The sequence below is a fragment of the Kineothrix alysoides genome (assembly GCF_000732725.1).
Classification (GTDB): Bacteria; Bacillota; Clostridia; order Lachnospirales; family Lachnospiraceae; genus Kineothrix; species Kineothrix alysoides.
Genome location: NZ_JPNB01000002.1, coordinates 1,606,040 through 1,630,543, shown reverse-complemented (window position 1 = coordinate 1,630,543; position 24,504 = coordinate 1,606,040). Strand labels below are relative to the sequence as shown.

Sequence of the window (24,504 nt, the reverse complement as noted above, 5' to 3'; positions counted from 1 at the left end):
AAAGGGGTTCTACGGATGATTACAACATTAGCAGGAGAACATTTTTATCTTTCCATCGTAATAAGGCTTATTATCGCCATGATTATGGGCGCACTCATCGGTTTTGAGCGGGCATCAAAGAAGAGCACGGTTGGGCTGCGCACCTTTTCCATCGTCTGCGTGGCTTCCGCTCTCACGATGGTGATCAACGAATATTTAATCAGCCTCTACGGCGCAGGCGACGCTGCCCGGCTCGCCGCACAGGTCATAAGCGGCATCGGCTTTCTTGGCATGGGCAGTATTATACTCACCTCCCGCAATCAGATCCGCGGCCTGACTACCGCTGCCACCCTATGGGCTACCGCCATACTCGGTATCGCAGTCGGTGCAGGGATGATTATTCCAAGTTGTATTACCTTCGTTATCATGATGTTCATCATCACCGTTCTATCGCATATAAGCACCCATCTCGAAAAATACAACCGGATCATGACCATTTATCTGGAAGTGGATAAGAATGTGGGGTTACAGCATATTATCGATGTCTTTGCGGAAAACGGGTATGAAGTGGCTCAGCTCGTAAAGCATAAAAGCTCTCCCGAAGGGGATCTGACAGTACAGCTCGACTTGGACTTGAAAGGAAAATATCTGCATTCGGACATTATTTACAGGCTTAGCCAGTTGGAAAGTATTCATTATATTGAAGAAGTGAAAAAGTTTTCAACATAAAGAACCACGCTTTGGATAGAAATCAATTTTATCCAAAGCGTGGTTTTTCTTTAATAGAAAAGTGTTCCTGTTTAAGATATTTTCTTCCTTCTCACGCTGTCCTTGAGCACGATATGCCCCTCCACAATCGTTATTCCCTGCTTATAATATTCTCCCGATATTTTCCGCAAAAGGTTGTTGATACTCTTTCGCGCCATTTCCTTCATATCGACCTCATAAGTAGTTATTTCCACATCGCACAAGCCGGGATAAAGATAGTTATCGAAACCTACCACAGAAATATCCTCCGGCACGCGGTAGCCGTTCTCCTTCAGCTTTTTGATAAGCTGACTGGCAGCCAAGTCACAGTTGCACGCAAACGCCGTAGGCATCTCCACCGGAAGCTGTAATTCAAATCCCAGATCCGACCTGCCTGTAACCGGGTCTCTGTCTTGTACTATCCACTCCTCCCTCGTGTTCTGTCCATGCTCTAACAGCGCTTTCGCATAGCCGAAATAACGATCCGTTATGCTCCCCGTGTTCAGCAGCGTTCCCACATAGGCAATTTGCGTATGCCCCATATCGAAGAGATAATTCGTAAGCTTATACATTCCGTAATAATTATCGGTTATAATGGCATCGCATTCATGCCTTTTATCGTAAAAATCGAGATAGACCAGAGGCGTTTTTACCGAACTTCCGAGCATTTCCAAGTAATGGTCGCAAAGGAGACCGATAACGATCATACCGTCCACCTTTTCCTCCTGCAGGAGTTTGGGAAGGATTAACTCCTTTTCTTCTTCAATTCCAAGAACCTCCAACATGGTAAAACAATCCTTCTGCAAGGCTCTCTGTGCTACCTCCTGATACATCTCCCAATAAAAGGACTTATATTTATCCAGAAAACGGTCAGATACAAGCACTCCTATATTATAGCTCTTACGGCTCCTTGCCAATTTAAGCGCTGAGGGCTGCTTATAACCCATCTCCTCCGCCAGCTTTACGATCTTCTCACGGACCTCTTCGCTGACGCCCTTTTGCCCGGACAATGCTTTGGATACCGTAACCACGCTGACGTTCATCATCTCCGCAATATCAGCCATTTTAACCGTCTTTGCCATTTTTCTGCTCCTTTCATTCCCTTACAGCACTGCTTTTAAATGATATAATCTCCCTTTAAAATCTCCCCATAAATTCTCCGCCTGAATCCCGGCTTTCATCAGGGTATCTCCGTAATACTCTTCTTCCGCTCCCTCCATGCGGTATTTCATATCCGGGTCCAGTCCTCTTAAATATATTCTGCGGCTATGACAATTGGGACAGTTCAGTACTTGTATGTAAGTAACCAGAGCCTCCTTTTTATCTTTACTCACCACCGCATAGCAATCATACCGGTGATTTTCTCTGTAAGAAGCGATCCGGTAATAATCGCCGCTGCGTACCAAATCATTATATTTATGGTACATGGCTACCTGAGAGGGAATCATCTTTCTATCCTCCTCCGGTATCCTCGTCACGTCCAGCTCGTAGCCGAAGGTTCCTGCCAGCGCCACATAGCCCCTTGTTTCAAAAGGGGTAGTTCTTCCTACCGTATGGTTGGGGCAATCGGACACATGAGCTCCCATGGCCGAAAGCGGATATATGAGTGCAGTTCCCTCCTGAATCTCCAGACGCTCTATGGCATCCGTATCGTCGGAGCACCATATTTGCGGGCTGTAATAGAGCATACCGGGGTCAAACCGCGCACCGCCGCCGGAACAGTTCTCCAACAGCAGGTATGGGAACTCTTCCGTAAGGCGGTTCTGCAATTCATACAGTGCCAGCACATAACGGTGATATATCTCTCCCTGCCGGTCGGCGGGGAGCTTGGCACTTCCAATATCAGAAAGAGGACGGTTCATATCCCATTTCACATATTCGATATCAGCACTTCTGAGGATTCCTGCCACGCATTCGTACACATAGTCCCGAACGTCCTTCCTCGTTATGTCAAGAACATACTGGTTCCTTGCAAGCGCAGCTCTTCTGCCGGGTATTGCAATCGCCCAGTCCGGATGGCTTCTGTATAAATCGGAATCGGGAGAAATCATCTCCGGTTCGAACCATATGCCGAATTTCATCCCGAGCTTGTTCACTTCCTTTACGAGAAAATCCAATCCGCCTTTTAATTTCTCCTCGTTTACCTGCCAGTCGCCCAGTGCCCGGTTATCGCTGTCTCTATTCCCGAACCAGCCGTCGTCCATAACGAGCATCTCTATTCCAAGCTCTGAAGCCTGCTTCGCAATGGATAGTAATTTATCCGTATCGAAATCGAAATAAGTAGCTTCCCAGTTGTTGATGAGTATGGGCCTCTTTTTATCCTTATACTCTCCTCTTATCAGATGATTCCTATATAAGTCATGGAAGTTGCGGGTCATGCCGCCGATCCCGCCTTCCGAATATACCAAAACAGCCTCGGGTGCCTGAAAGCCCTCTCCCGAGCCAAGCTTCCAGCAAAAATCCCCGGAATTGATTCCTATCGTCAGCCGGACGCTGTCAAATTGGTTCACTTCCTCCTGAACGATAAAGTTGCCGGAATAAACAAAGTGTACCGCATAGACCTCACCCGCATCCTGGGAAGCACCTTCCGTCATCAGAGCCATAAACGGATGCTCCTGATGCCCCGGTTCTCCCCGCATGGAAGACACGGCATATTTGCCGAAGCCGATTTTCTGTCTCTGAATATGACGTTCTCTCGCCCAGGAACCATGAAGCGTTATTCGTTCAAATTCTTTGTTATCCATATCCAGGCAAGCCGACAGTACCTTGGTCAAATAGACTTCCTGCTCAGAAACGTTCTCCACATAAACACTTCTCGTTATTACATCAACATCCTCAAAAGCAGTATACATAAGCGTTACGGCAAGTCCCAGCGCTTTATCCTCGCATAGAATTTCCAAAGTGGTACATTCCTGTTCTCCCCCGAAGGTAGCCGGCAAGCCGGTAAGACCCGGCTTCCCCGCATATATTTTGTGAGAAACTGCGGAAAGGCTCACACCCCGGTGCCCTTCCCGGGAAACCGCATCGATACATCCGTCTCTGTAATCCCCCAAACCGTGTCCCGGATATTCCATAGGAAAGGAGTCCATAAAAGAACACTTATCCCTATCGTTTCCCGATGGTACAAAGGGGGCTTCTTTCGTCCGGAGCAGATAGGTCACATCATGATCTTTCAGCCTGCTTCCATAATATACATGTCCGAGAAAGTTATCCTCATCCACCACTGCCATAACATAGGAAGTATTCGGTGTATCTAATTTAAAAACGCGCTTCGCCGCATGGGCGTTCTGCGGCTCCAAATCATAATGTCTTATTCCCATAACGTTCTCCTAAATATTTTTAAGTTAAAATAAAGTAATTTTAATTAAATTATAAATTAAATATGGGCAATGTCAACCTTATTTCACATTATTTATTATTTTTATATTACCATCCGGCATTCCATACCGCGAGACCAAAATTGCGCTTTCATGCAATTTTAAGAGGATTCCAATCGCCAAAATGTAGTTTTATCGCATTTTGTGTACATACATGTTACTTTTTTCCAAGGGCCGAACGATAATATTTTTATTCGTTATCGCTATAGGCCAGTGCACAGCGAACCGCTTTCTTCCATCCCTTTAACAATTTCTCTCTTTCCTCCTCTTGCATGGACGAAAGAAAGGTCCTTCCCAGCTGCCAGTTTTCTCGAATCTCGTCTTTATCCTTATAGAATCCGGTAGCCAGCCCGGCCAGATAAGCCGCACCTAAAGCCGTAGTCTCAATACATTTCGGCCTGTATACCGTTGCATCGATAATGTCAGCCTGAAATTTCATCAGGAAATGGTTGGCACAAGCCCCTCCATCCACCTTCAGTTCCTTCAGCCGTATTCCCGAATCCTCTTCCATGGCCCGCAGCACGTCTGCCGTCTGGTAAGCGATGGATTCCAAGGTCGCACGGACAAAATGCTCTTTTTTACACCCCCGTGTAATACCAACTACCGTCCCTCTCGTATACTGGTTCCAGTAAGGAGCACCCAACCCCGCAAAAGCAGGGACAATATATACTCCATTGGTATTTGGCACCATATCCGCATATTCCTCTGACTGTGAGGATTTCCCTAACATCCGCATCTCATCCCGCAGCCATTGCACCGCGGCTCCGGCTACGAATACACTTCCCTCCAATGCATATTCCACTTCGTCTCCGGTGCTTGCGGCAATCGTGGTAAGCAGGCCATGTTTCGATACTGTGGCCTTATGCCCTGTATTCATCAGGAGAAAACAACCTGTACCATATGTATTTTTCACCTGGCCGGATTCGAAGCAGCACTGTCCGAACAAAGCGGCCTGCTGGTCTCCCGCCGCGCCCGCTATGGGGATATTTCCTCCCAGAATTCCCTTATCCGTATAGCCGTAAATACAACTGGAGGGCTTTACCTCCGGCAGCATAGAGGCAGGAATGTTCAGCTTGGCAAGAAGTTCCTCATCCCAGCAAAGCTTGTGGATATTAAAAAGCATGGTACGGGAAGCATTGGTGTAATCGGTAATGTGTACCTGCCCCCTGGTCATGTTCCATATAAGCCAGGTATCCACCGTACCGAAAAGAAGCTCACCCGCCTCCGCACGTTTTCTCGCACCTTCTACGTTATCCAGTATCCACGTTATCTTCGTCGCGGAGAAATAGGCATCGGGGATAAGTCCTGTCTTCTCCCTGATAGTGTCCCCATACCCTTCTTCATTCAGTGCATCAATTCGGTCCGCTGTCCTTCGGCATTGCCATACAATCGCATTATAGACGGGCTCCCCCGTCTTCTTATCCCAGATAATCGTAGTCTCCCGCTGATTCGTAATTCCTATGCCGCTTATCTCCTCTGCACTCACACCAAGAAGCGCCATAGCCTCCGTAGCAACGGCTAACTGCGAGGACCATATTTCCATAGGATTGTGTTCTACCCAGCCGGGCACCGGATAAATCTGGTTAAATTCCTTCTGCGCAATGCTGCAGATCTTCCCTTTCTTATCGAATAAAATACACCGGGAACTGGTTGTCCCCTGATCCAATGCCATCATATACTTTTTCATGCGATCCCTCTCTTTTTCAACTCAAGTTAGTGTACGATACAAGCTTTTTTCGTTTAATTGTCTGCAGTACGCTCCACGCTTTTTGTCGCGACAACATCCACTCCCGTCCCTGCCGCATCGGATAAAATGACCTCCCCCAAAAAGATCGGAGCCTCTGCTTCCACCTCTTTCAGCGCCTCTATACATTCCATAACCTTTCCTTTGGGAATATCGTATCTGGTCTTCACCGGCACCACAGCCTGTCTGCCTCCCCGCACCCGCACCGTAGTCGTTACGATTCTCGTAGGGTCGGTCAGTTCTTTACGAGCATATTCCTCTCCTCTGCCGCAAGAGTTCCCCTTCACATCCAACGTGCCATCCTCCCGAACCGTTACCGTGAGCATACATCCCACCGGGCACCGGACACATATTAATTCCCTCTTATCCAAGCCTTCTGTCTTTTCAAAGCCATCTTTCCTCTCAGAGCCGTCTTCCCTTTCAAGTCCGCTTTTTCTCTCAAGCCCTTCTGCTTTCTCCATATTAGCAATCCCACCCTTTCCAATACATGCCAGCCTCTTCTTTAAAGCCTTTCCACCCTGTCCGCCGAAATAACTCCCCCTATTCCTCTTCTATTGATATAGTAATTGATTTTAAATCAGAAAACTTCTCCAATTCACTTTTCTTTAATTTAATCTGCTCCATTTCTCCCGGAAGTAAAACACGCTTTTTCTGTTTTATGACAATTTTGTCATTAAAGTAAACCGTCAGAAAAACATTCCGGTACACATTTCCCACACGGAATCTAACCACCTGCTCCTTTTCCATATATTCCACCCGCAGAAGGGAAGGCACAGTATAGCGTACACCCCCTTCGCATTTTATAGCCACAGTTTCTGCTCTTACAGAACGCTTTTCTTTCACATACGCGGCAGCATGCTCTCCGGCAGCATAGGACTCCTCCGATACATGATCCACCAAGTCATGAACGTGAAGCACATTTCCGCAAGCGAACACTCCTTCCACGCTCGTCTCCAGGCTTTCGTTCACCACAGGGCCCGCCGTCACAGGATTCAGAGCTACGCCCAGACCCGCTGACAGCTCGTTCTCCGGTATAAGTCCGCAGGAAAGCAGAAGGGTGTCGCAGCTTATATATTCCTCTGTGCCCGGGATAGGCTTCCTATTATTGTCCACTTCTGCTACGGTCACTCCCTTTACTCTTTCCTTCCCATCTATGTGGATGACCGTATGGCTTAGCTTAAGGGGAATGTTATAGTCTTCCAGACACTGCACGATATTCCTCTTAAGGCCGCCGGAATAGGGCATCAGCTCCGCCACCAGCTTAACCTTCGCTCCTTCCAGCGTCATCCTTCTTGCCATAATCAGGCCGATGTCACCGGAACCCAGTATCACAACTTCCTTCCCCGGCATCCTTCCTTCTATATTCACATAGTGCTGGGCCGTCCCCGCCGAGTAGATGCCCGCCGGACGATAGCCCGGAATATTCAAGGCTCCTCTGGAACGTTCTCTGCATCCCATGGCCAGAACTACTGCCTTCGCCTCTATTGTAAAAAGACCGTCTTTCTTATTCATCGCAGTGACGAGTTTCTTATCCTTTTCAGCAGAAATATCCACAACGATGGTGTGCAACAGACAAGGTATCCCCAACGCCTCCGCCTGGCTGATATATCTTTGTGCGTATTCCGGTCCGGTCAGCTCCTCCTTGAAGGTGTGCAGTCCAAATCCGTTGTGGATACACTGATTCAGAATTCCGCCTAATTCTTCATCCCGCTCCAGCACAAGAACATTCTCTATCCCGTCTTTACGGGCTGCTACTGCTGCCGCCAGCCCCGCCGGTCCTCCTCCTACGATTAAAATATCCGCCTTTTTATCCATCCCTTCTCATTTCTCCTTCCACGCTCTAAGCGCTTCCTATATCTTCTTTGTCATATCCTGTAAGGAATCTGGATTCTCCGCCCGATTTCGTAATCTCTCCCACATCCGTTCCCAACTCCCGAGCCAGAATCTCCACTGTCTTCGGTGCGCAGAATCCGGACTGGCAGCGCCCCATACCCGCTCTTGTACGCCGCTTTACACCATCCAGCGTAGTTGCACCAAGCGGCCTGTGTATGGCATCCATAATCTCTCCTTCTGTGACCAGCTCACAGCGGCAGATTATATTGGCATATGCAGGATTTTTCGCTATCAGTTCCTTTCGTTCTCCTTCGTCAGCATCCGCCATTGCGCGGATTCCTTGCCTATGCACCTTAAAGTCCGCCTTTTTGGGCACAGGCAGAAGTTCCTGCACGATTTCTGCAACATACTCTCCGATGGCGGGCGCACAGGTGAGACCCGGCGATTCAATTCCCGCTACATCAATGAAGCCGGGGGCACCTTCCACTTCTCCGATTACGAAATCACCAGAGGATTCATGAGCGCGCAGTCCCGCAAAGGAAGTGATGACCTTCTCCTCAGGCACCCTCTGAATACTCAGTCCGCCCCTTTTCAGCAAATCGCCCAGTCCCTCTCCCGTAGTATTCGTACCTTCCTTATCCTCGATATCTACAGCAGTAGGCCCCATCATCAGGTTGCCATGCACGGTAGGAGTTACCAGCACACCTTTTCCGTACCGGGTGGGAAGCTGGAAAATAGTATGGGAAACATAACTTCCCGCCGATTTATCGAACAGGCAGTATTCTCCTTTTCTTGGTATGATATTCAGTTTCCTTTCACTCACCATGTTATGAAGCGCGTCTGCGTAAAGTCCTGCAGCGTTAACGACGATTCGGCTTTCGAACACCCCTTTGGAGGTCTTAAGCAAATACCCCTCCTGTGTTCTCTCTATTTGCAGAACTTCTGTATTCAAGTGGAATTCCACACCGTTCTCGCAGGCATTTTCCGCCAGTGCGATAGTAAGCCCGAAGGGGCATACGATGCCGCCGGCAGGAGCGTACAATGCAGCCACTGCCTCATCTGAAATATTAGGCTCCATAGCCCGCAGCTCCTGCACCTCGATGATGCGCAGCCCTTCCACGCCGTTTTGCTGTCCTTTTTCCAGAAGTCTTCGCAGTTTATCCCTATCCTTCTCATCGAAACAAAGCACCAGCGTACCATTCTTCTTAAAAGAAAAGTCCAGCTCTCTGGAAAGTTGCTCCATTTTCCTATTGCCCAAGACGTTCAGCCTCGCCTTAAGCGTTCCCGGCTCCGCGTCATGCCCTGCATGAACGATTCCGCTGTTGGCCTTAGAAGTACCTTCGCAAATATCAGACGCCCGTTCCAGTACCGCTGTTTTCCCTGCATACTCATAGCGGGACAATTCTCTCGCGATGGCCGCACCGGTTACGCCCGCTCCTATTACAATGACATCATACATTTTTATACCCCGTGTCCGCTTTTACAGACTCAAAATCAATAGGTGAAAGAATTTTCTTTTAACCTTCAAAACATGCCGCTGCCCGGCACAAGCAATATGGTAACTTTATCATATCATTTTCGGCGCTATTTTTCGATACCATTTTGACAAAGGAATATTCGTGTGTTATTCTTCTATATGGTTTTATTACGTTACCAATTAAGACGAAACATAAATGAAAGAAATCTTTTTTAAATTTCACAAAATAGAAAGCGCATGGAACTATGAGCATTGAAATAGTATTACAGCAAATGGCAATTATCTTTATCCTTATTATGACAGGAGCGTTGCTTTACAGCAGATCAATGATTTCCGACGAAACCTCGAAACAGATATCGGCGCTTATCATAAACCTCTGCAATCCGGCGCTGTTAATCTGCTCCGTCTTTGATGCCGGACCGAAGGCCTCGAATTCCGACCTCCTTACGGGCGCTTTCATCGTGCTTCTGGCATATGCCGTACTCATATTGTGCGGACATCTGATTCCCCATATCCTGCACATTCCGGGCAAAGACCATTTTGCATATAGGCTGATTACTATTTACGGCAACGTAGGTTTCATCGGTATTCCTCTTGCCATGGCCCTTCTTGGCTCAGGCTCACTGATTTATGTATCCCTAAACAACCTTGTATACAATATACTAATTTATACGCATGGCCTTTCCACCATTAAGGCCGCAGCAGTTGAAAGCACAAGCTGCAATCTTTCCGGCAATGCTTCCCCTTTTGCGCCGAAAAAGGAAATTGCAGAAGGCTATGCCCGGGCTCTACTTAAAGTAACAAAAAAATTCGTGAATGCAGGTACCGTTTCCGCTGTCATAACTATCGTTCTGTATATAAGCGATGTCAGCATTCCCGTCCTCCTTTCGGACACTCTTACTCACGTGGGGCGCTCCACTACCTTCTTATCTATGCTCATACTGGGAGTATCGGTAGCGCAGATGCCTTTGTCCGATATTTTTTCCCATAAGAAACTATATGTCTTCGCTGCGCTTCGTATGGTCATCGTTCCTGTACTCTGCGTATTCTTGTTCCGGCTTTTCACAGACAACGTTCTCATTATCAGCACAACCGCTCTGATGCTTGCCGTACCGGCAGGAAACATGCCTCTCATACTGTGCAAGCAGAATAATCTGGATAGCGCTGTCATTTCCAGAGGTATTATTCTTTCCACCCTGCTCTCCTTTTTTACGATACCTATCGTGACTTTATTCGTATAAAACTGCATCTCTATGTAATTTGGACTATCCGGTTTAGCCCAATCCTGGGCACAATTCCTTCGGCCTCATTCCTTGCATTTCACATCTGCAATATCAGTATCTATTTCACCCTCCTTCGAAGAATACTCAGAAAAAACAGCAAGCTCGTATAACCTCTTTTACTATTTCAATACAATTTTTGTCATGCAAAAAATGTTGAAAATTGTAATTTTATGGCAGCAAAAAAAGCAATTCGCATATTATAAATTGAAAGGGGTGATTTTATGCTTAACAAGGAAAAAATCAAAAAACAATTCGAAGGAAAAACAGAAGAAGAATCATTAAGAATACTAGCCGAGCAGTATAATATATCATGGACGCTTCAGCCAACATCATGTAAATTTTGGTTCACTAAAGTTTTCACTTATTGTTCTGAAAGTCAATTAGAGTATCAATTAAATCTTTTTTTATGGTTTATTAATTTTATAGTTGTCCCTATTACAAACTCTTGTTTCAATGAAGAGGCCACTGTTTTGCTAGGATGCACCTGCCCTTGTGGTCACAAACAGACAATCCTTTATTTTACACTCTCCCCTAATGCTTAGCAAGTCACAAGAGGGGCAGGTTACTTACCTGTCCCTTTCTGATTTCCGGTCTGGCAACTTGAGCTGCTTCGGTATCGTTCCAATGGCATCTTTTCGCGTTTGGTTCAATTGAAAATAGACAACCGCCTCTCAAAAGAGGACGATTGTCTACTGTACTATTAGTTTTGTTCCGTTTCTTTTTTCACTCCTGCTCTCTTACCGGTTACCACAAATAATATAACACCTGCTGTTACGGTAAAAATAGAGATGAATTGCGAAGTGGACAGCGTCCCTACCGTTCCTCTCAGCAAATCGCCTCTGTAATATTCTAAGACGAATCTGCCGATGCTGTACAATATGAGATATAAGGCTCCGACCTGCCCGTCGGCTTTTTTCCTCTTTGCAAACCATATCAATATAAGGAAGTGAATGAAATTGAGGCCGCTGGATATCAACTGTGTAGGCACGAGATTCACGCCGTTAGGCGCATATCTGGATGTGTGAAATACGATGCCGAGAGGACTGTTCGTCTCTTGTCCGTAGCAGCAGCCTGCCAGAAGGCACCCTATTCGTCCGAAGCCCTGTGCTAATGCTACTGAGGGAATCAGCAAATCGAAATAAGCGAGAAACTTCAATTTCTTAATTTTACAATAAATCATCGCCGCTAAAATTCCGCCGATGATTCCTCCGTATACTACCCATCCGTCAGAAAAATCCAGCAGAAGGCTCGGATCAGCGATAATACTCTTTATACTGGTCAGGAAAAACAAAAGCTTGGAACCGGAGAATCCTCCCAGTACGCACCATATAACAAAGTTAAATATGTGCTCAGGGTCCAGCCCCTTCTTCTTCGCTCTGTATTCTCCCACAAAATATGCCGCCAATATACCAATGGCTATCATCAGACCATACCCGTATACCGTGACTGGCCCTATGGAAATTAATTCATTTCTCATTCTTCTTAAACGTCTCCTATTCTGTTGTTATTCCCTCACCTCATAAGATTGCCGCGACTTAAGAAAATATTCTTGCGTTCTTTAGTGTAACACAGTTAGGACAAGGTTTCAATGTAACTTTATTCGTGCGGAAATGATTTTTCGGATTTTCCTACATAAAATCTGCGCCTTGTACCAGTTTGGAATAATCGTTACAAGGCGCATTTCTTATTTTATTTCTATGAATATTATTGAAGGAATCATTCCACGATCAATTCTCTCGTGGAAACCTTTTTTATCTTTCCCGCAACTATATAAGAAAACAGGAAAAACACAGTAACAACAATAGCTACCGGTACCGCAATTGTCAAAAAATTATATCTCGTATGGAATATGCTGATCCCCATCTGCTTAAGGATGGCTACCATCATAGGATCATTCAGCCATAAATTCAAACAAATTCCGACGGCTGCACCAATCAAAGAGACAAATACAAAGCGAAGTGCAAATTGTATTCTCAGCATACCCGTTGTAAAGCCGCAGGCTTTATATATCCCAATATCTTTTCTTTCCTTTAAGAAAGTTCTGCCGCTTACCATAAGCGAAGAAACCGCGATCACTGCGATTGAAATAACATAAATAATGAAGAATATTCCCTCTATTGCAGTAATAACGACCAACAACATAGGGTCAGTTTCTTTTTCTGAATTATCTGTAAATGTCATTTTTCCCGCATAGGAAGCGTATTTTTTCTCCAGTTCAGAAACAATGTCCTTCGCTGTACTGCTGTCGGAAAGCACGTATTCATAAATATTATATTCATAATCCGGTTTTAAACGTTTCATACCTTCCGTATTCATACAGAAAATCTTTCCCACATCGTTGGCGCATTGATAAGTTCCTACGATCAAGTAATCCGCCTCTTCTTCTCCATATCCAATGGCAACTTCATCTCCTATCCCTTTCCCCAATATATCTGATACAAGCTCCGTTACAACAATCTCATTCTCATAAAGAGGTATTCTTCCGTCAATTATCGTATCGAGCTTTTGCACACTTCCGTCAACCCTGCCTGCAAAATTGTATCCATCTATCAAGAAATAGTACTGATTCTTATTTTCGGATTCCTCTATTCCGCCCCGGTCCGCTATCACTTCTTCAATTTCTTTCTGCAGCTCGGGATAATGCCCATAATCCACGATAATATCTGCATTTATCCACCCAAAAAGCCTATACAGCCAATCCACATTCGCCATTTGCCCGAAGGCGGTAACCGCAATCATGAAAAAGGTCAGAATACAGCTGATAATACCAATTCCGATATATTGCTTCGCATTAGAGGTAAGCTGCCGAAACGCCAGTCGGCTTTTAAATCCTCTTTTTGTCTTCCCCGTTACCGGCATCTGCATCCTATCCGAAAAATAAACGCTATCCCTTCCTCCTGAAATTGCCCTCACCGGAGAGATGGACGCAAGCTTCTTCGTCTTAATCAAAACATAAAGACAAGCCAGCGCAAGCACGAACATGAGCAAAGGAATACTTATTCCAAGATTCAGCTCCCGAGAGGCAAGAACCCCGGAAATAGGGGTAAAAATATCGATTAAAAATCCGGTCGCCGGTATGCTCGCCGCCGTACCCAAAACAATTCCCGTGATTCCCGAAAGCACATATTGCAAGATCAATATCAGCCGCAATTTCCACTTTGTAAACCCTTGGGATTTCAAGACACCAAAAGAAACATATTCCATTTCTATGGTGGATACTACGCTGTGCCCCATAATCACTAAAACGACAATAAACAAAAGAACGGAAAACAACACCAGTATTCCTGCCAATATGTGATTCAGAAGCATTGTATAGGTTCTGGATTCTCCTATGGTCAGCGCTACGTCTGCAGCGCTCATAAATCCCGATACATCATCAATATTTTTTCTCAGCTGGTAAATATCATCTTTCCATTCTTCCTGTGCATGTATATAAATGCATTGGTATAATATTACTCCTTTCTCCCCTCCCTGCTCTATATCCTCAGAATGAAGCCGTTCTTCGTAAAGTTCTTTGAAATCCTGGCTGTTCATAAGAGCATTTTTTATGCCCATGATGAAGGCTCCCGCAAGGGGTTCTTCAATAAATCCTGCTATTTTGAATCCCTGCTCCTTGCCCCCCGCATCGATATATACCATATCACCGACCGCACATCCGTAATTCTGCACGAAGCTTACCGGCAAAAGTATTTCCCCTTTCTCAGGTGTCCGGTTCTCTTCCAAAAACTCATCCAAATCTTCACTGTACTGATTGTAACGGTGTTCTCTGTTATCATAATCAAAGAACAGCATTCTGTCGGTACGTTCTCCGTCAACAAATACCCCAGTAGAATAAAGCGCCTTCAGAACCTCTACCGAGTCCACACCTTCGCATTCTTTGATCGTTTCCGCCATCTCTTCCGTATAATTATCTTCTTTTACCGCAGACATGCTATCCGGCATGTTCACTTCCTGATAAGCCTCCTCCAGACGCCTGTCAGAATTGGTCACGACGCTGATTACTGTGGTAAGTACGAGAGAAAGTATAAAAATCAATACAAGAGTACTGATAAAATTCCCTTTTTTATTCCTTATATTCGCTTTGAGCAGTGTGAAAATTTCCATCGCGCACCTCCTACCATGACATGGAGGAAAGCCATGCGTTTACCTGCTTTTCTCTGCTCTTAAATTCTTCATCCGAAATATTCTCCTTATATCCGGGCAGTGAGAGCTCCCCTAACACCTTACCGTCTTCCAGATAAATGATCCGGCTGCCGCGGACGGCTGCACGGATATCATGAGTTACCATTAATACGCTCTGCCCTTCATTGTTTATCGCAGTAAGCAAGTCCAGCACCTCCCTGGAAGTCCTTTTATTCAGCGCACCTGTAGGTTCATCCGCAAATAAAAGCTTAGGCTCATTGATCAAAGCTCTCGCAATTGCTGCCCGCTGTGCTTCACCGCCGGATACCTGGGAGGGAAGCCGTTTGAACGCTTCGTATATCCCCATTTTCTTTAACAGCTCCTGTGCATATTTATTAACCTCAGGCGCCGTTCTTTTTTTTCCTAGATAGCCGGGAACCGCCACATTTTCAAACATATTCAGATTACTAACAAGATGAATCTGCTGAAAAACAAAACCAAAATCACCGTGCCTAAGCCCCGTCAGTTTATTCTCATTAAATTTTGCAATATCCTTTCCTTCATAAAGTACCGCGCCGGCAGTAGCCCTATCCATCCCGCTGAGACAATAAAGAAGTGTGGATTTCCCCGAACCGGATGCTCCCATAATAATCGTAAAATCGCCTTCATATATGTCCAGATCTATTCCGTTCAGTACATGATTCTGGGTGCCCTCACTGGCATAGCTTTTACAAAGTCCTTTTGTACTCAGAATTACTTTTCTTTCCATAACTTTCCTCCATAAAGAATTTCTTTGCTTCTATCTGTTTTATCATTCTTACTATAAGGCAAAAGTTATTAAGAAGTCCTTAAATATAATATCAGATTTTACGCGAATTGTAGACTATTTTGTATACTTAATGTAACTTTCGGCATCGGATTATATTGACTAATATACACTAAATATTCAAATTATTGTACCTCTATCACGGTATAATATTAAAACCCAAACCATAATTTATTTCATGATTTGGGCTTTATATTACTCTTAACCTAAATATATTTTTTCTTTTTCCTTCAAATATAAATACCAATATCTTAATAAATAATTATTATCTATCCTATTTAAGAAGATTCTCCTACATTAATTATATTTTTTTATACTCTTCATTTGTTATCTCTTCATAATTTTCATTATTTTCTTTTATCATTTGCATGTCACCCTCCGTACATCCAATAGAACATACGTTTTTATTTGTCTATTATAGAATACCGATAGATATTTTTCAGCCACAATATATAGAGCGATAAAAAACATGTTTACTACTGTTCTTTGCAATTAACCATTTCTCCTATTTCTACATCAAGAGCGCAGCACAATCGACAAATCGGAATCAGAAACGGAATCATAGACCCACTCTCGATCTTGCTCATTGTCCTAGTACTCATGCCCGATACTCTCGCTACCTCCCTAATCTTTAAATCATTTTTCACTCTTAATTTGCGCAAATTAATCTCCATACAGGCATGCTTCATATCGCCTATATTGTATTTATAAATCGTGTATTTTTATTGTATTCATAAAGTTTTTCGTATGGGAAACATACCGTGAATGTCGTTAATTTTTCTCAAACAGCGAAAAGTTTTTGGGGACTTAAATTAAGAGCCGGTAAAGATTGCTCCCTACCGGCTCTGTGATTTTTATATTAAACTATAATAAAATACATGCTTCTCCATAAAACCACTGATCTGTTTTTATTTCCTTATGAGCAGTTACTTTAACATCACCAATTATGTCTATTGTAACCCTTAGCAAATCGCCGCTAATAGAACCTATGGCATTAAATGATAACTGAGCCGTCCAGCCTGGAATAGTAGCAACACGCAAATACTCATAGGGCTTTACTGTTTGTCCGGTTAAATTTATAGCAGTTACAATAGAAGCCATAAATCCATTAAGGTCAGCTTGAATCGACACATTTCCGAAAGCTGGGGTAACCGCGTAATGTGTTTTGTTCATTTTGTTATTTGCATTAACAATTTTATCATTTAATGCTTTTCCCATTGTCGCATCCAACGCTTTGCCTACTACTGTTTCCTGCAAATTTGCAACAAGTTCCGGTGTATCGCCTTTCGGACCCTGCGCACCAGTATCTCCTTTATCTCCCTTATCTCCTTTGGGGCCCTGCGCACCAGTTGCACCTACCGGTCCCTGAATACCCTGCGGTCCTCTATCGCCAGTTTCACCTTTGGGACCAATTAAGCCCTGTAATCCGCAATGTCCTGCCGGTCCCTGCGGGCCTGCTGGTCCCTGTGCCTTAACTCCAGTGTCTTCATTATCTACATACCAATTTCCATTTGCTCCAATATAAGGAGCGTATACGCTGCTGAAAGTTTCCATGATTTTTCCTCCTGAATAATTGATTGATAGTTTCTCACATGTGGTAGCAGCAATATAGAACATTTGTTCTATTATCGCAATAGTGAATATGACCAAAATTATCCGGGGAATTTCTATACAAGGAAAATTAACCGGTTTATAAGTTATAGATATGTAGGATTTCGACACGACCAAGTTGCATAATCTGTCGATACGAATACTATAATATTGGGCTAATGATTATGCTTGACAATAATTATTGTTTCATCATACCCCCATACTATGGAAAAAGGCGGCGTAACGCTACTTATTGCGCTGCCTTTTTGTGCTGAGCTCCCATTCGTAGACGAGCGCCATAATAGCTTTATCATATAGAAATCCGACCCACAGTTGTGACAATGCCATTGTTTGAATCGCTTTGTTCCTAACAATCCGAATAATACAGTATTTACCGTCTTAGATATCTTTGTAATTCTAGATGTATTTGCAGATTTACAATAAGGACAAGTAACCTTTGGCTTTGTTGGGTCTGGTATTACACCAATCACTTTATATTCTCGCCGAGATATTTATCGCCTTTAGTCCGCCAACATATTTACATATAGTACGTTTATAGCTCTCTATATACAGAATGAAATAATATTTCAATTTTATTGTTTTAATTAAATTAATAATAGCAAAGGTTTTATAACTATACAAAAATATAATTAATATTTGTATGTTTTTTTATCGATTCATTCAAACGTATGTTCTGCATTATCATTAACGCATGTGATGATCATTTGTCATTTGTCATATGCGTAAGCGTAAATTTAAATTCTACATGCTTCATAATAAGCTAAAATGTAGAACTTACTTTTTCATTTAACCCAAAATATTACAACGGTAATTTGAATTGCTCGTAATCTCTTATTTGCTTAAGCTGCGTAGGCGTTTTATGCAGAATAAAGTCTGTAAATTGATTATCAAATACCCAGCTTTCTAATTCGCTGTCCTCCAATATCAGCGGCATACGCTCATGCACATTTTCCACGGATTTATTTGCATTAGTAGTTAATATAACAAACCTATTTTCACCATCATACGACTTCCAGATTCCAGCCATATAAATTATATTATTGTCGTTACGCTCAAAGCGAATTTTATTCTTTTCTTTATCCCATTCATAGAATCCTGCTGCTGGCACGATACAACGTCTTTCAATAATAGATTTACTAAATGTCCGCTTTGTCTTAACGGTTTCGCTTCTGGCATTGACGATTACACCCTTATCTGTATGTTTTGGGAAACCCCAAGTCATTACGGATGACGTAAGAGAATCCTGATTACTGTGGATAATCGGCACTTGGTTTGTCGGGTAAATATCACCTTTCTTATGCACTATCTTCTCACTTACTTGGCGTACTATTTTTTCTATTTTATGTACTGTCTCATCGTCTACATAATATCTGCCACACATACTCATCCCTCCAACATCTTTACTTATTATCCGCATCCATAAAACTTATTAAACATTATACATCAAAAAAGATGGCATGATAATATATGGAGAATTTATTCGATATAATTAAGAGCCGGTAAAGATTGCTCCCTACCGGCTCTCTGGCTCTTGTATACTAAATAGTTACTTTATCCTGTTTACTTAAAAATAATTAAATAGGATTAGTTGATGACCAATTTGTATAATTATTACCGTCGTGGCCTCTAAAGTAGCTCACCCCATTGCTGATGTCATAATCAGTTATCGCCACGTATCCTGAAAAGGGGCACTCTACTTTAATAAGATGCCGCATTCCGGTACCCGCAAAACTTACATTGGGAAAGTCTGATTTGAACATTGGAGTAATGAGCATTGCGTAGCCTTCACTTGTCAATGCCGATATGATCTGATCCATAGTGCAACTATTATTAAGGCCAATTTCGGCAACATTTTTAAACATTTTCCATGTCAACTTACTATTTAACGAATTAATGCTGGTCGTGTTTGTTTTTATCTTATCATCCAACACTTTACCCATCGTTGCATCCAAGGCTTTACCCGTTACGGTTGTCTGCAAATCTGCTACAAGCTCCGGCGTATCCCCTTTCGGGCCTCGCTCTCCAGTATCACCCTTATCGCCTTTGGAGCCCTGCGCCCCGGTTGCGCCTACTGGTCCCTGAATACCTTGCGGACCTCTGTCACCGGTTTTACCTTTAGGACCAATTAATCCCTGCGGACCAACGGGTCCCTGGGGGCCTTCATCTCCCTGCGATCTCATTCCGGTATCTTCGTCATTGATGTACCAATTACCATTTTCTCCAATATAAGGCGTATTTTCGTTTGTCATTTTATTTTCCTCCTGAATAATTGATTGATAGGTTCTCACATGTGGTAACTGTAATATAGAACATATGTTCGTATATTGCAATGGTGAATATTACCAAAATTATCCGGGTAGAATGAAAACTTAATTTCTAGTTGGCAAGAGTAAATTCTACCCCTGTAGAAATTACCTCCGCACCACTTTTTCTGTATAATAAAGGAGCAGTTGATTGCCCTCCTGTGCAGAAAGAGAGGTCACCATGAACAACAGACCTACTGGCAATCATAAACACCTTACCTTATCCCAGCGTATATCTATAGAGCACGGTTTAGCTGAAGGAAAATCCTTCCGGGCAATCGCTGCATTAACCGGCAAAGATCCAAGTACCATCTCAAAAGAAATTCGCAAGCACACTCAAATAAAAGAACACAGCAAATCAAGAAGTTTTGCTAAAGTTCCCTGCAGCCACAACAGAGATGATACAAATCCCAGAGCCAATAAGTGCAAGATGCTACATGCTTGTGGTGATGAGGAATGTATAAAACTATGTCGGTCCTGTCACAAACACCAGTGTGAAAAAGTTTGCAAGGAATACAAGCCTAGGCAGTGTGCGAAACTTAATAAACCACCCTATGTATGCAATGGATGTCTGAAACGTGTGAATTGCTTACTGGAGCAGAAAATTTACTCTTCTAAATACGCCGACGATAATTATAGAGATGTTCTTATCTCAAGTCGGGAAGGGATTAATCAGACACCGGAGCGGATACAGGAAATGAATGATCTCCTGACTCCTTTGATTAAGAAAGGACAGTCTCTGGGGCATATTTATGCCACACATGCTCAGAAGTTAGGATGTTCCAGGCGTACTGCTTATACTTATATCGCAAGTGGTGTTTTTGATGTGAGAAACCTTGATCTAAGGCGTAAAGTCAAATATAAAAAGAGAAAGACATCCACCACTTGCAGTATGAATAACCGTACCTTCCGGATTGACCGGGCCTATAAAGATTTTCAAATGCTTTTAGCGAATGGTTTTACTGGCAGCATCGTAGAACTTGATACTGTGGAGGGGCGAGCAGGTACAAAGCCGTGCTTCATGACGATGCTATTTCGTAGCTGCAATCTGATGTTGATATTCCTTTTAAGAGAACAGACGCAGACAGAAATTAAGCGGATCTTTGATTCACTGACAGAAGCATTAGGCATAGAGGTGTTTCGGAAGCTGTTTAAAGTGATCCTTACTGACAACGGCCATGAGTTCCAAAATCCCGACGAATTGGAGACCTCCCTAACTGGAGAAAAACGAACTGCTGTATATTATTGCGATCCGTATCGCTCCAATCAAAAAGGAGCCTTAGAAAAGAATCATGAGTATATACGATATGTCAGACCAAAGGGGACTTCATTTGAAGATTTGGACGATCAGAGAGTCACCCTTCTTATGAATCATATCAATAGCGAAAAAAGAGACAGCCTAAACGGACATAGTCCATTTGAACTGTCTCAGCTGCTCCTGGATAATAGGCTCCATGACTGTTTGAACCTGAAAGAGATTAAACCAGATCATGTAAATCTGAAACCAGGATTACTAAAATAAATTAGAACTAGATAGCATAGGCGGATTCCACTGCATAGAACTTAGTCTTACATCACAGACATGTGGAATTTAGTCTCGCACACTAGTTCCAGATGTCCCATTCTCATGCAAAGAATCAACTGATTTCTGTGTTATTAGTTCTATTATAATAGAAAATCACCTCTTTGTTAAGGATAATCTGGAATTAAAGTCCGCATGAAATGCGGAGATATCAAAAGTAGAACTTAACTTTTCAATTAAGCCAAAATTATCCGGGGATTTTCTATATGATAAATTAGTACCAGTGCATAAAGAAAAAAGCGCCCATCCGAAGATGAGCGCCCTATATATTGTGACACAAAGAATCTTTTAATAATAATCATGCTTATCAAGAAATATGCATTTTACAAGTAATATAATAAAATATACTAAAACTGTAACAGATAATATAGCTGCAAAATGAAATATCAATACATTACGTTCGATTGAAATAGCATCCATTCCTCTTTCCTGCCATGTGGATTTAAAAATCAATATAAAAGGAGTCAAATAATAGTCTACTCCAAAAGCAATTATCAGAGATATTATACCATCTTTCATCTTCGTTCCCCCTCATGTTTTATATAACATGAATATATCACAAAATTTTTATTTATGATAGAATAGTAATAGTAAAAAGGCAGCTGTGTGGCCGCCAGTATATATTTTATAATTCAGTTTCTAATTCAATAATCATTTTTTTCAATTTATTATGCCTGCTCTTGTCAATATCGTCCGATTTTAATTTTCCTGCCTTTACTACTTCTTTGAACAAACTTCTTATTTCACCTTTATCAATTAAATGATCTTTTTTTCATTTAATGATTTTAAAACTAACTCAGCTACCTGTTCAATTGAATCGTAGTTTAAATCGGACAAATCTCTGTGCAAATTCATATATTCTTTTATAAAGGAAATAATCCCCATACCTTCAAGTCTCTTAACAAACCTCTCCGCATTATTCTTGCTCTTATATGCCCTGAGCTGCACCACCCATAGCTTACCGGCCGGTGCAAGCTCATCCTCTACCGCATCGAACCGTGTGAGGTCATACTTCTCTATGTAATCATTGATAAGGGATTCCGCGTACGTCAGTGATGTAGCATAGCCTAAATCCTGCAAATACTGGCATACAAGTACATATTCCTCACAACCGATTATAGGCCTGTAGCGCAGCGTTTTTCCGCCGTCCGTACTTCTTTCTGCTATATAGGTATTGTGGTCGAGGATGGATTCTTTCCAGCTTCCATATGATCGCCACTCGGTGTTGTCTACGGTATAGTAACTCCCGTCTGCCCTCTGCTCCGTGGCAGCCTTGATATAGGTCTTGCCAGCCCATCCGTTTTTCTTGATGCCGAACAGCGTATTCGCGTTCTGGGCTAACTCCGAGGCTCCGCTCGCGGATTCTTTAATAGCCTGAGACACCACCACGGAAGGCAGAATAATCTTACGGTCAATCCAATCCTGTCTGGCAATCTCGCCCACGTACTCCACGAACTCATCAAATGGCATGTCGTGTTTTTCTGCCGGCACGTCCTCCGGATTTACTGCCTAATCGTAAATGCCGTTAAAATAGCCTGCGCAATGGTATCAGCACCGCCTATACGATTATAAAGAGCAACATCCTGGCCATTATCGCAAAAGCATACTTCTATCAGTATTGCCTTTGCCTTGGTATTTTTAATCACGTACAAAGCAGTGCCGGCTTTTACGCCCCGGTTTTTGAATCCATAAGCAGCAATATTACTGCATACGTCAAGAGCATTCTGATACTGTCTGCCCTCATAAGTATAGACTTCCACACCTTGCCCGGTATGAGCTGCTGAAGCGTTAAAATGGATGCTGATAAACCAATCCAAATCCTCCCGGTTCGCCAATGCTACTGCCGCCACAAGGTATTCTGCTTGCGTATTGGCTTTATCTACAGTGCAATCCACCACCTTTGCGCCTGCAGCGCGTAATTTCTCCATAAGGGCATATCCGACAAGCCTCGTATGGTTCGATTCTTTGATAAAGCCTACTGCACCATATCCGGCGCCGCCTATCGTATGCCCGCAGTTTACTCCCATCGTCATGGTTCTCTCCTTATTCTTTCAACTCCGGCAGTCCGGCTGTTGATGTCAGCAGAGATAAGATTCCTGCCAGCACGGAAGCAGACGCTACCACCACCCAATTTACCTCTGACATGATCGTCGCCGTGCCAATCGTCGCAACTGCGGTCTGCGCTACTGTTTTGACCGCCCTTACTCCTGCTGCTTTTAACCACTTTGTGAATTCTTCTTTGCTCATACTCTTTCTCTCCTTTTATAAGATTGTTAATAGTGCTGTTACAAAGGACCCTACGACATCGCCTACAAGAGCGGTGATGATGGCAGCCTTTACTTGCCGGTTAATCTCTACTGGTACTTTTTCCAGTGCTTCCAGCCTTGCACCCTGCTTCTTTTGCTCCTCAAGCATATTCTCCATGTTTACCGCCATTTTATTAACGGATAAAGCCAACGCTTGGATGGCTTTGCTCTCTGCTTCGAGTTCTTTTACTCTATGCTTCAATGAGCCAATTTCATGCTCGTGGGCTTCGAATTTTACCGCTACTTCTGTTTCCATCGTGTTCCTTCCTTCTATAAACTAAAGAGCCGGTAAAGATTTCTCTTCCTCCGGCTCTTAGACTCTATTTAGAGACAATTATTAAATAATTATTTATTGCGGCGTGATACTCGTCCATCCGGTCCATGATGATACGTTGTAAAAATTAGTCCATATTCGCCCGTGTACAGGGTAAAACTCTAATAATTCAACAAGGATGTGGCTGGCGTTTCTCCAATGGCAGTTCCATTCTCCGATAAATGTTCCTGACACGGGAGCGTTATAGGTAGGGCTGCTAAAATAACGAGTTTTATTATCATCCCCGTACTTATTGGATATATCTACCATAAGCAGATTGTCCTTTATCGTTGATGCGGCATCAATAATGGGTAACTTCTGATTCAGTGCATTAATACTGCTTGCATTAGTTGCTATCTTATCATCCAACGCTTTTCCCATTGTTGCATCAAGGGCCTTGCCTTTGACAGTTTCCTGCAAATTTGCCACAAGTTCCGGTGTGTCTCCTTTCGCTCCCTGAGGGCCTACATCGCCTTTATCGCCTTTGGGTCCCTGCGCTCCGGTTGCACCTACCGGACCCTGAATGCCCTGCGGACCTCTATCGCCGGTTTCTCCTTTAGGGCCTCTTAGTCCTTGTGCTCCGATTCCCGACGCACCTACCGGACCTTCATCGCCCTTCGGTCCCTGTGCCTTTACTCCGGTATCTTCATTATCTACATACCAATTTCCATTCGCTCCGATATAGGGAGCATATACACTACTAAAAGTTTCCATGATTTTTTCCTCCTGAATAATTGATGAATAGTTACTCCACATGTGTTAGCGATAATATAGAACATATGTTCTAATGTTTCAATAGTGAATATAGACAAAATTGACCAGTGAATTTCTACATGAGCAATTTAATTACTATCCAGCCACTTTTCTGTCACTGCTCTCCACAGTTTAGGCACATCATCCAACGTGAGCTCTCCGGCCTTGATGCGCTCCCCGTAAAACCTACCCATAACTACACTCCTTACTATCACAAAAAGCTGATAATGTTTACATTAAAGAAAGAT

Annotated in this window: 24 protein-coding genes; 4 read left to right on the top strand and 20 right to left on the bottom strand. The window is 43.3% G+C overall.

Translation table 11 applies throughout. The annotated features are described in order from the left end of the window. The first annotated feature begins 15 nt into the window (after positions 1–15). Positions 16–708, top strand: coding sequence for an MgtC/SapB family protein (locus tag CC90_RS0118525; RefSeq protein ID WP_031392205.1), 693 nt, complete (start codon positions 16–18; stop codon positions 706–708). A gap of 71 nt (positions 709–779) precedes the next feature. On the opposite strand, the gene CC90_RS0118520 is transcribed toward CC90_RS0118525, so the two are convergent. The 6 genes from CC90_RS0118520 to CC90_RS0118495 all read right to left on the bottom strand — a co-directional run bounded on the left by CC90_RS0118520 (position 780) and on the right by CC90_RS0118495 (position 9,139). Then, the gene (locus CC90_RS0118520; RefSeq protein WP_031392204.1) at positions 780–1,808 is read right to left on the bottom strand and encodes a LacI family DNA-binding transcriptional regulator; all 1,029 of its coding nucleotides are present in this window, start codon (positions 1,806–1,808) and stop codon (positions 780–782) included. A gap of 21 nt (positions 1,809–1,829) precedes the next feature. Further along, positions 1,830–4,046 (bottom strand): alpha-galactosidase, encoded by a 2,217-nt coding sequence (locus tag CC90_RS0118515; protein WP_031392203.1) that lies wholly within the window; start codon positions 4,044–4,046, stop codon positions 1,830–1,832. Positions 4,047–4,293: 247 nt separating this feature from the next. Further along, positions 4,294–5,790, bottom strand: a complete 1,497-nt coding sequence (glpK, locus tag CC90_RS0118510; protein ID WP_031392202.1) for a glycerol kinase GlpK — start codon at positions 5,788–5,790, stop codon at positions 4,294–4,296. A 53-nt stretch (positions 5,791–5,843) separates the two neighbouring features. After that, entirely contained in the window at positions 5,844–6,218 is a 375-nt protein-coding gene (locus CC90_RS0118505) for a DUF1667 domain-containing protein (protein WP_031392201.1), read from the bottom strand. Between the two features lie 169 nt (positions 6,219–6,387). Continuing rightward, positions 6,388–7,662 (bottom strand): NAD(P)/FAD-dependent oxidoreductase, encoded by a 1,275-nt coding sequence (locus CC90_RS0118500; RefSeq protein ID WP_031392200.1) that lies wholly within the window; start codon positions 7,660–7,662, stop codon positions 6,388–6,390. Positions 7,663–7,687: 25 nt separating this feature from the next. Then, the gene (locus CC90_RS0118495) at positions 7,688–9,139 is read right to left on the bottom strand and encodes an NAD(P)/FAD-dependent oxidoreductase (RefSeq protein WP_031392199.1); all 1,452 of its coding nucleotides are present in this window, start codon (positions 9,137–9,139) and stop codon (positions 7,688–7,690) included. Positions 9,140–9,402: 263 nt separating this feature from the next. Between CC90_RS0118495 and CC90_RS0118490 the strand changes: the two genes are divergently transcribed. Continuing rightward, positions 9,403–10,398: an AEC family transporter gene (locus tag CC90_RS0118490; protein WP_031392198.1), complete on the top strand. Its 996-nt coding sequence runs from the start codon at positions 9,403–9,405 to the stop codon at positions 10,396–10,398. A gap of 263 nt (positions 10,399–10,661) precedes the next feature. Next, complete coding sequence (locus tag CC90_RS0118485; protein WP_031392197.1) at positions 10,662–10,982, top strand: hypothetical protein; 321 nt, start codon at positions 10,662–10,664, stop codon at positions 10,980–10,982. Between the two features lie 158 nt (positions 10,983–11,140). On the opposite strand, the gene CC90_RS0118480 is transcribed toward CC90_RS0118485, so the two are convergent. From CC90_RS0118480 to CC90_RS23355, 7 genes are all read right to left on the bottom strand, one after another. Beyond that, a complete protein-coding gene (locus tag CC90_RS0118480) occupies positions 11,141–11,917 on the bottom strand; it encodes a prolipoprotein diacylglyceryl transferase (protein WP_031392196.1) in 777 nt (258 codons plus the stop codon). Between the two features lie 239 nt (positions 11,918–12,156). Next, entirely contained in the window at positions 12,157–14,544 is a 2,388-nt protein-coding gene (locus CC90_RS0118475; RefSeq protein WP_031392195.1) for an ABC transporter permease, read from the bottom strand. Positions 14,545–14,554: 10 nt separating this feature from the next. After that, a complete protein-coding gene (locus CC90_RS0118470) occupies positions 14,555–15,331 on the bottom strand; it encodes an ABC transporter ATP-binding protein (RefSeq protein ID WP_031392194.1) in 777 nt (258 codons plus the stop codon). Between the two features lie 533 nt (positions 15,332–15,864). Then, the gene (locus tag CC90_RS0118465; protein WP_157837565.1) at positions 15,865–16,050 is read right to left on the bottom strand and encodes a helix-turn-helix domain-containing protein; all 186 of its coding nucleotides are present in this window, start codon (positions 16,048–16,050) and stop codon (positions 15,865–15,867) included. Positions 16,051–16,252: 202 nt separating this feature from the next. Next, positions 16,253–16,942, bottom strand: coding sequence for a collagen-like protein (locus CC90_RS24880; protein WP_031392192.1), 690 nt, complete (start codon positions 16,940–16,942; stop codon positions 16,253–16,255). 856 nt (positions 16,943–17,798) lie between these two features. After that, a complete protein-coding gene (locus tag CC90_RS0118455) occupies positions 17,799–18,380 on the bottom strand; it encodes an SOS response-associated peptidase (RefSeq protein WP_031392191.1) in 582 nt (193 codons plus the stop codon). A gap of 193 nt (positions 18,381–18,573) precedes the next feature. Next, a complete protein-coding gene (locus CC90_RS23355) occupies positions 18,574–19,248 on the bottom strand; it encodes a collagen-like protein (RefSeq protein ID WP_031392190.1) in 675 nt (224 codons plus the stop codon). A gap of 235 nt (positions 19,249–19,483) precedes the next feature. Between CC90_RS23355 and CC90_RS0118445 the strand changes: the two genes are divergently transcribed. Continuing rightward, positions 19,484–20,824, top strand: coding sequence for an IS30 family transposase (locus CC90_RS0118445; RefSeq protein WP_031392189.1), 1,341 nt, complete (start codon positions 19,484–19,486; stop codon positions 20,822–20,824). A gap of 348 nt (positions 20,825–21,172) precedes the next feature. Here CC90_RS0118445 and CC90_RS0118440 read toward each other — a convergent pair whose 3' ends face one another. From CC90_RS0118440 to CC90_RS24875, 7 genes are all read right to left on the bottom strand, one after another. Beyond that, positions 21,173–21,403 carry a hypothetical protein gene (locus CC90_RS0118440; protein WP_031392188.1) on the bottom strand — a complete coding sequence of 77 codons (231 nt, stop codon included), beginning with the start codon at positions 21,401–21,403 and terminating at the stop codon, positions 21,173–21,175. Positions 21,404–21,640: 237 nt separating this feature from the next. Continuing rightward, a complete protein-coding gene (locus tag CC90_RS22635) occupies positions 21,641–22,375 on the bottom strand; it encodes a glucosaminidase domain-containing protein (RefSeq protein ID WP_132038562.1) in 735 nt (244 codons plus the stop codon). An 11-nt stretch (positions 22,376–22,386) separates the two neighbouring features. Continuing rightward, on the bottom strand, positions 22,387–22,917 hold the full coding sequence (locus tag CC90_RS0118425; protein WP_051869773.1) for an N-acetylmuramoyl-L-alanine amidase: 531 nt from the start codon (positions 22,915–22,917) through the stop codon (positions 22,387–22,389). 10 nt (positions 22,918–22,927) lie between these two features. Continuing rightward, positions 22,928–23,131, bottom strand: a complete 204-nt coding sequence (locus CC90_RS0118420; protein ID WP_031392185.1) for a holin — start codon at positions 23,129–23,131, stop codon at positions 22,928–22,930. Positions 23,132–23,146: 15 nt separating this feature from the next. Continuing rightward, positions 23,147–23,446 carry a hypothetical protein gene (locus CC90_RS0118415; protein ID WP_031392184.1) on the bottom strand — a complete coding sequence of 100 codons (300 nt, stop codon included), beginning with the start codon at positions 23,444–23,446 and terminating at the stop codon, positions 23,147–23,149. A gap of 93 nt (positions 23,447–23,539) precedes the next feature. Continuing rightward, on the bottom strand, positions 23,540–24,217 hold the full coding sequence (locus tag CC90_RS24045; RefSeq protein ID WP_031392183.1) for a collagen-like protein: 678 nt from the start codon (positions 24,215–24,217) through the stop codon (positions 23,540–23,542). Between the two features lie 128 nt (positions 24,218–24,345). Next, positions 24,346–24,450, bottom strand: a complete 105-nt coding sequence (locus tag CC90_RS24875) for a CD1375 family protein (protein ID WP_278245486.1) — start codon at positions 24,448–24,450, stop codon at positions 24,346–24,348. Between the last annotated feature and the right edge of the window lie 54 nt (positions 24,451–24,504).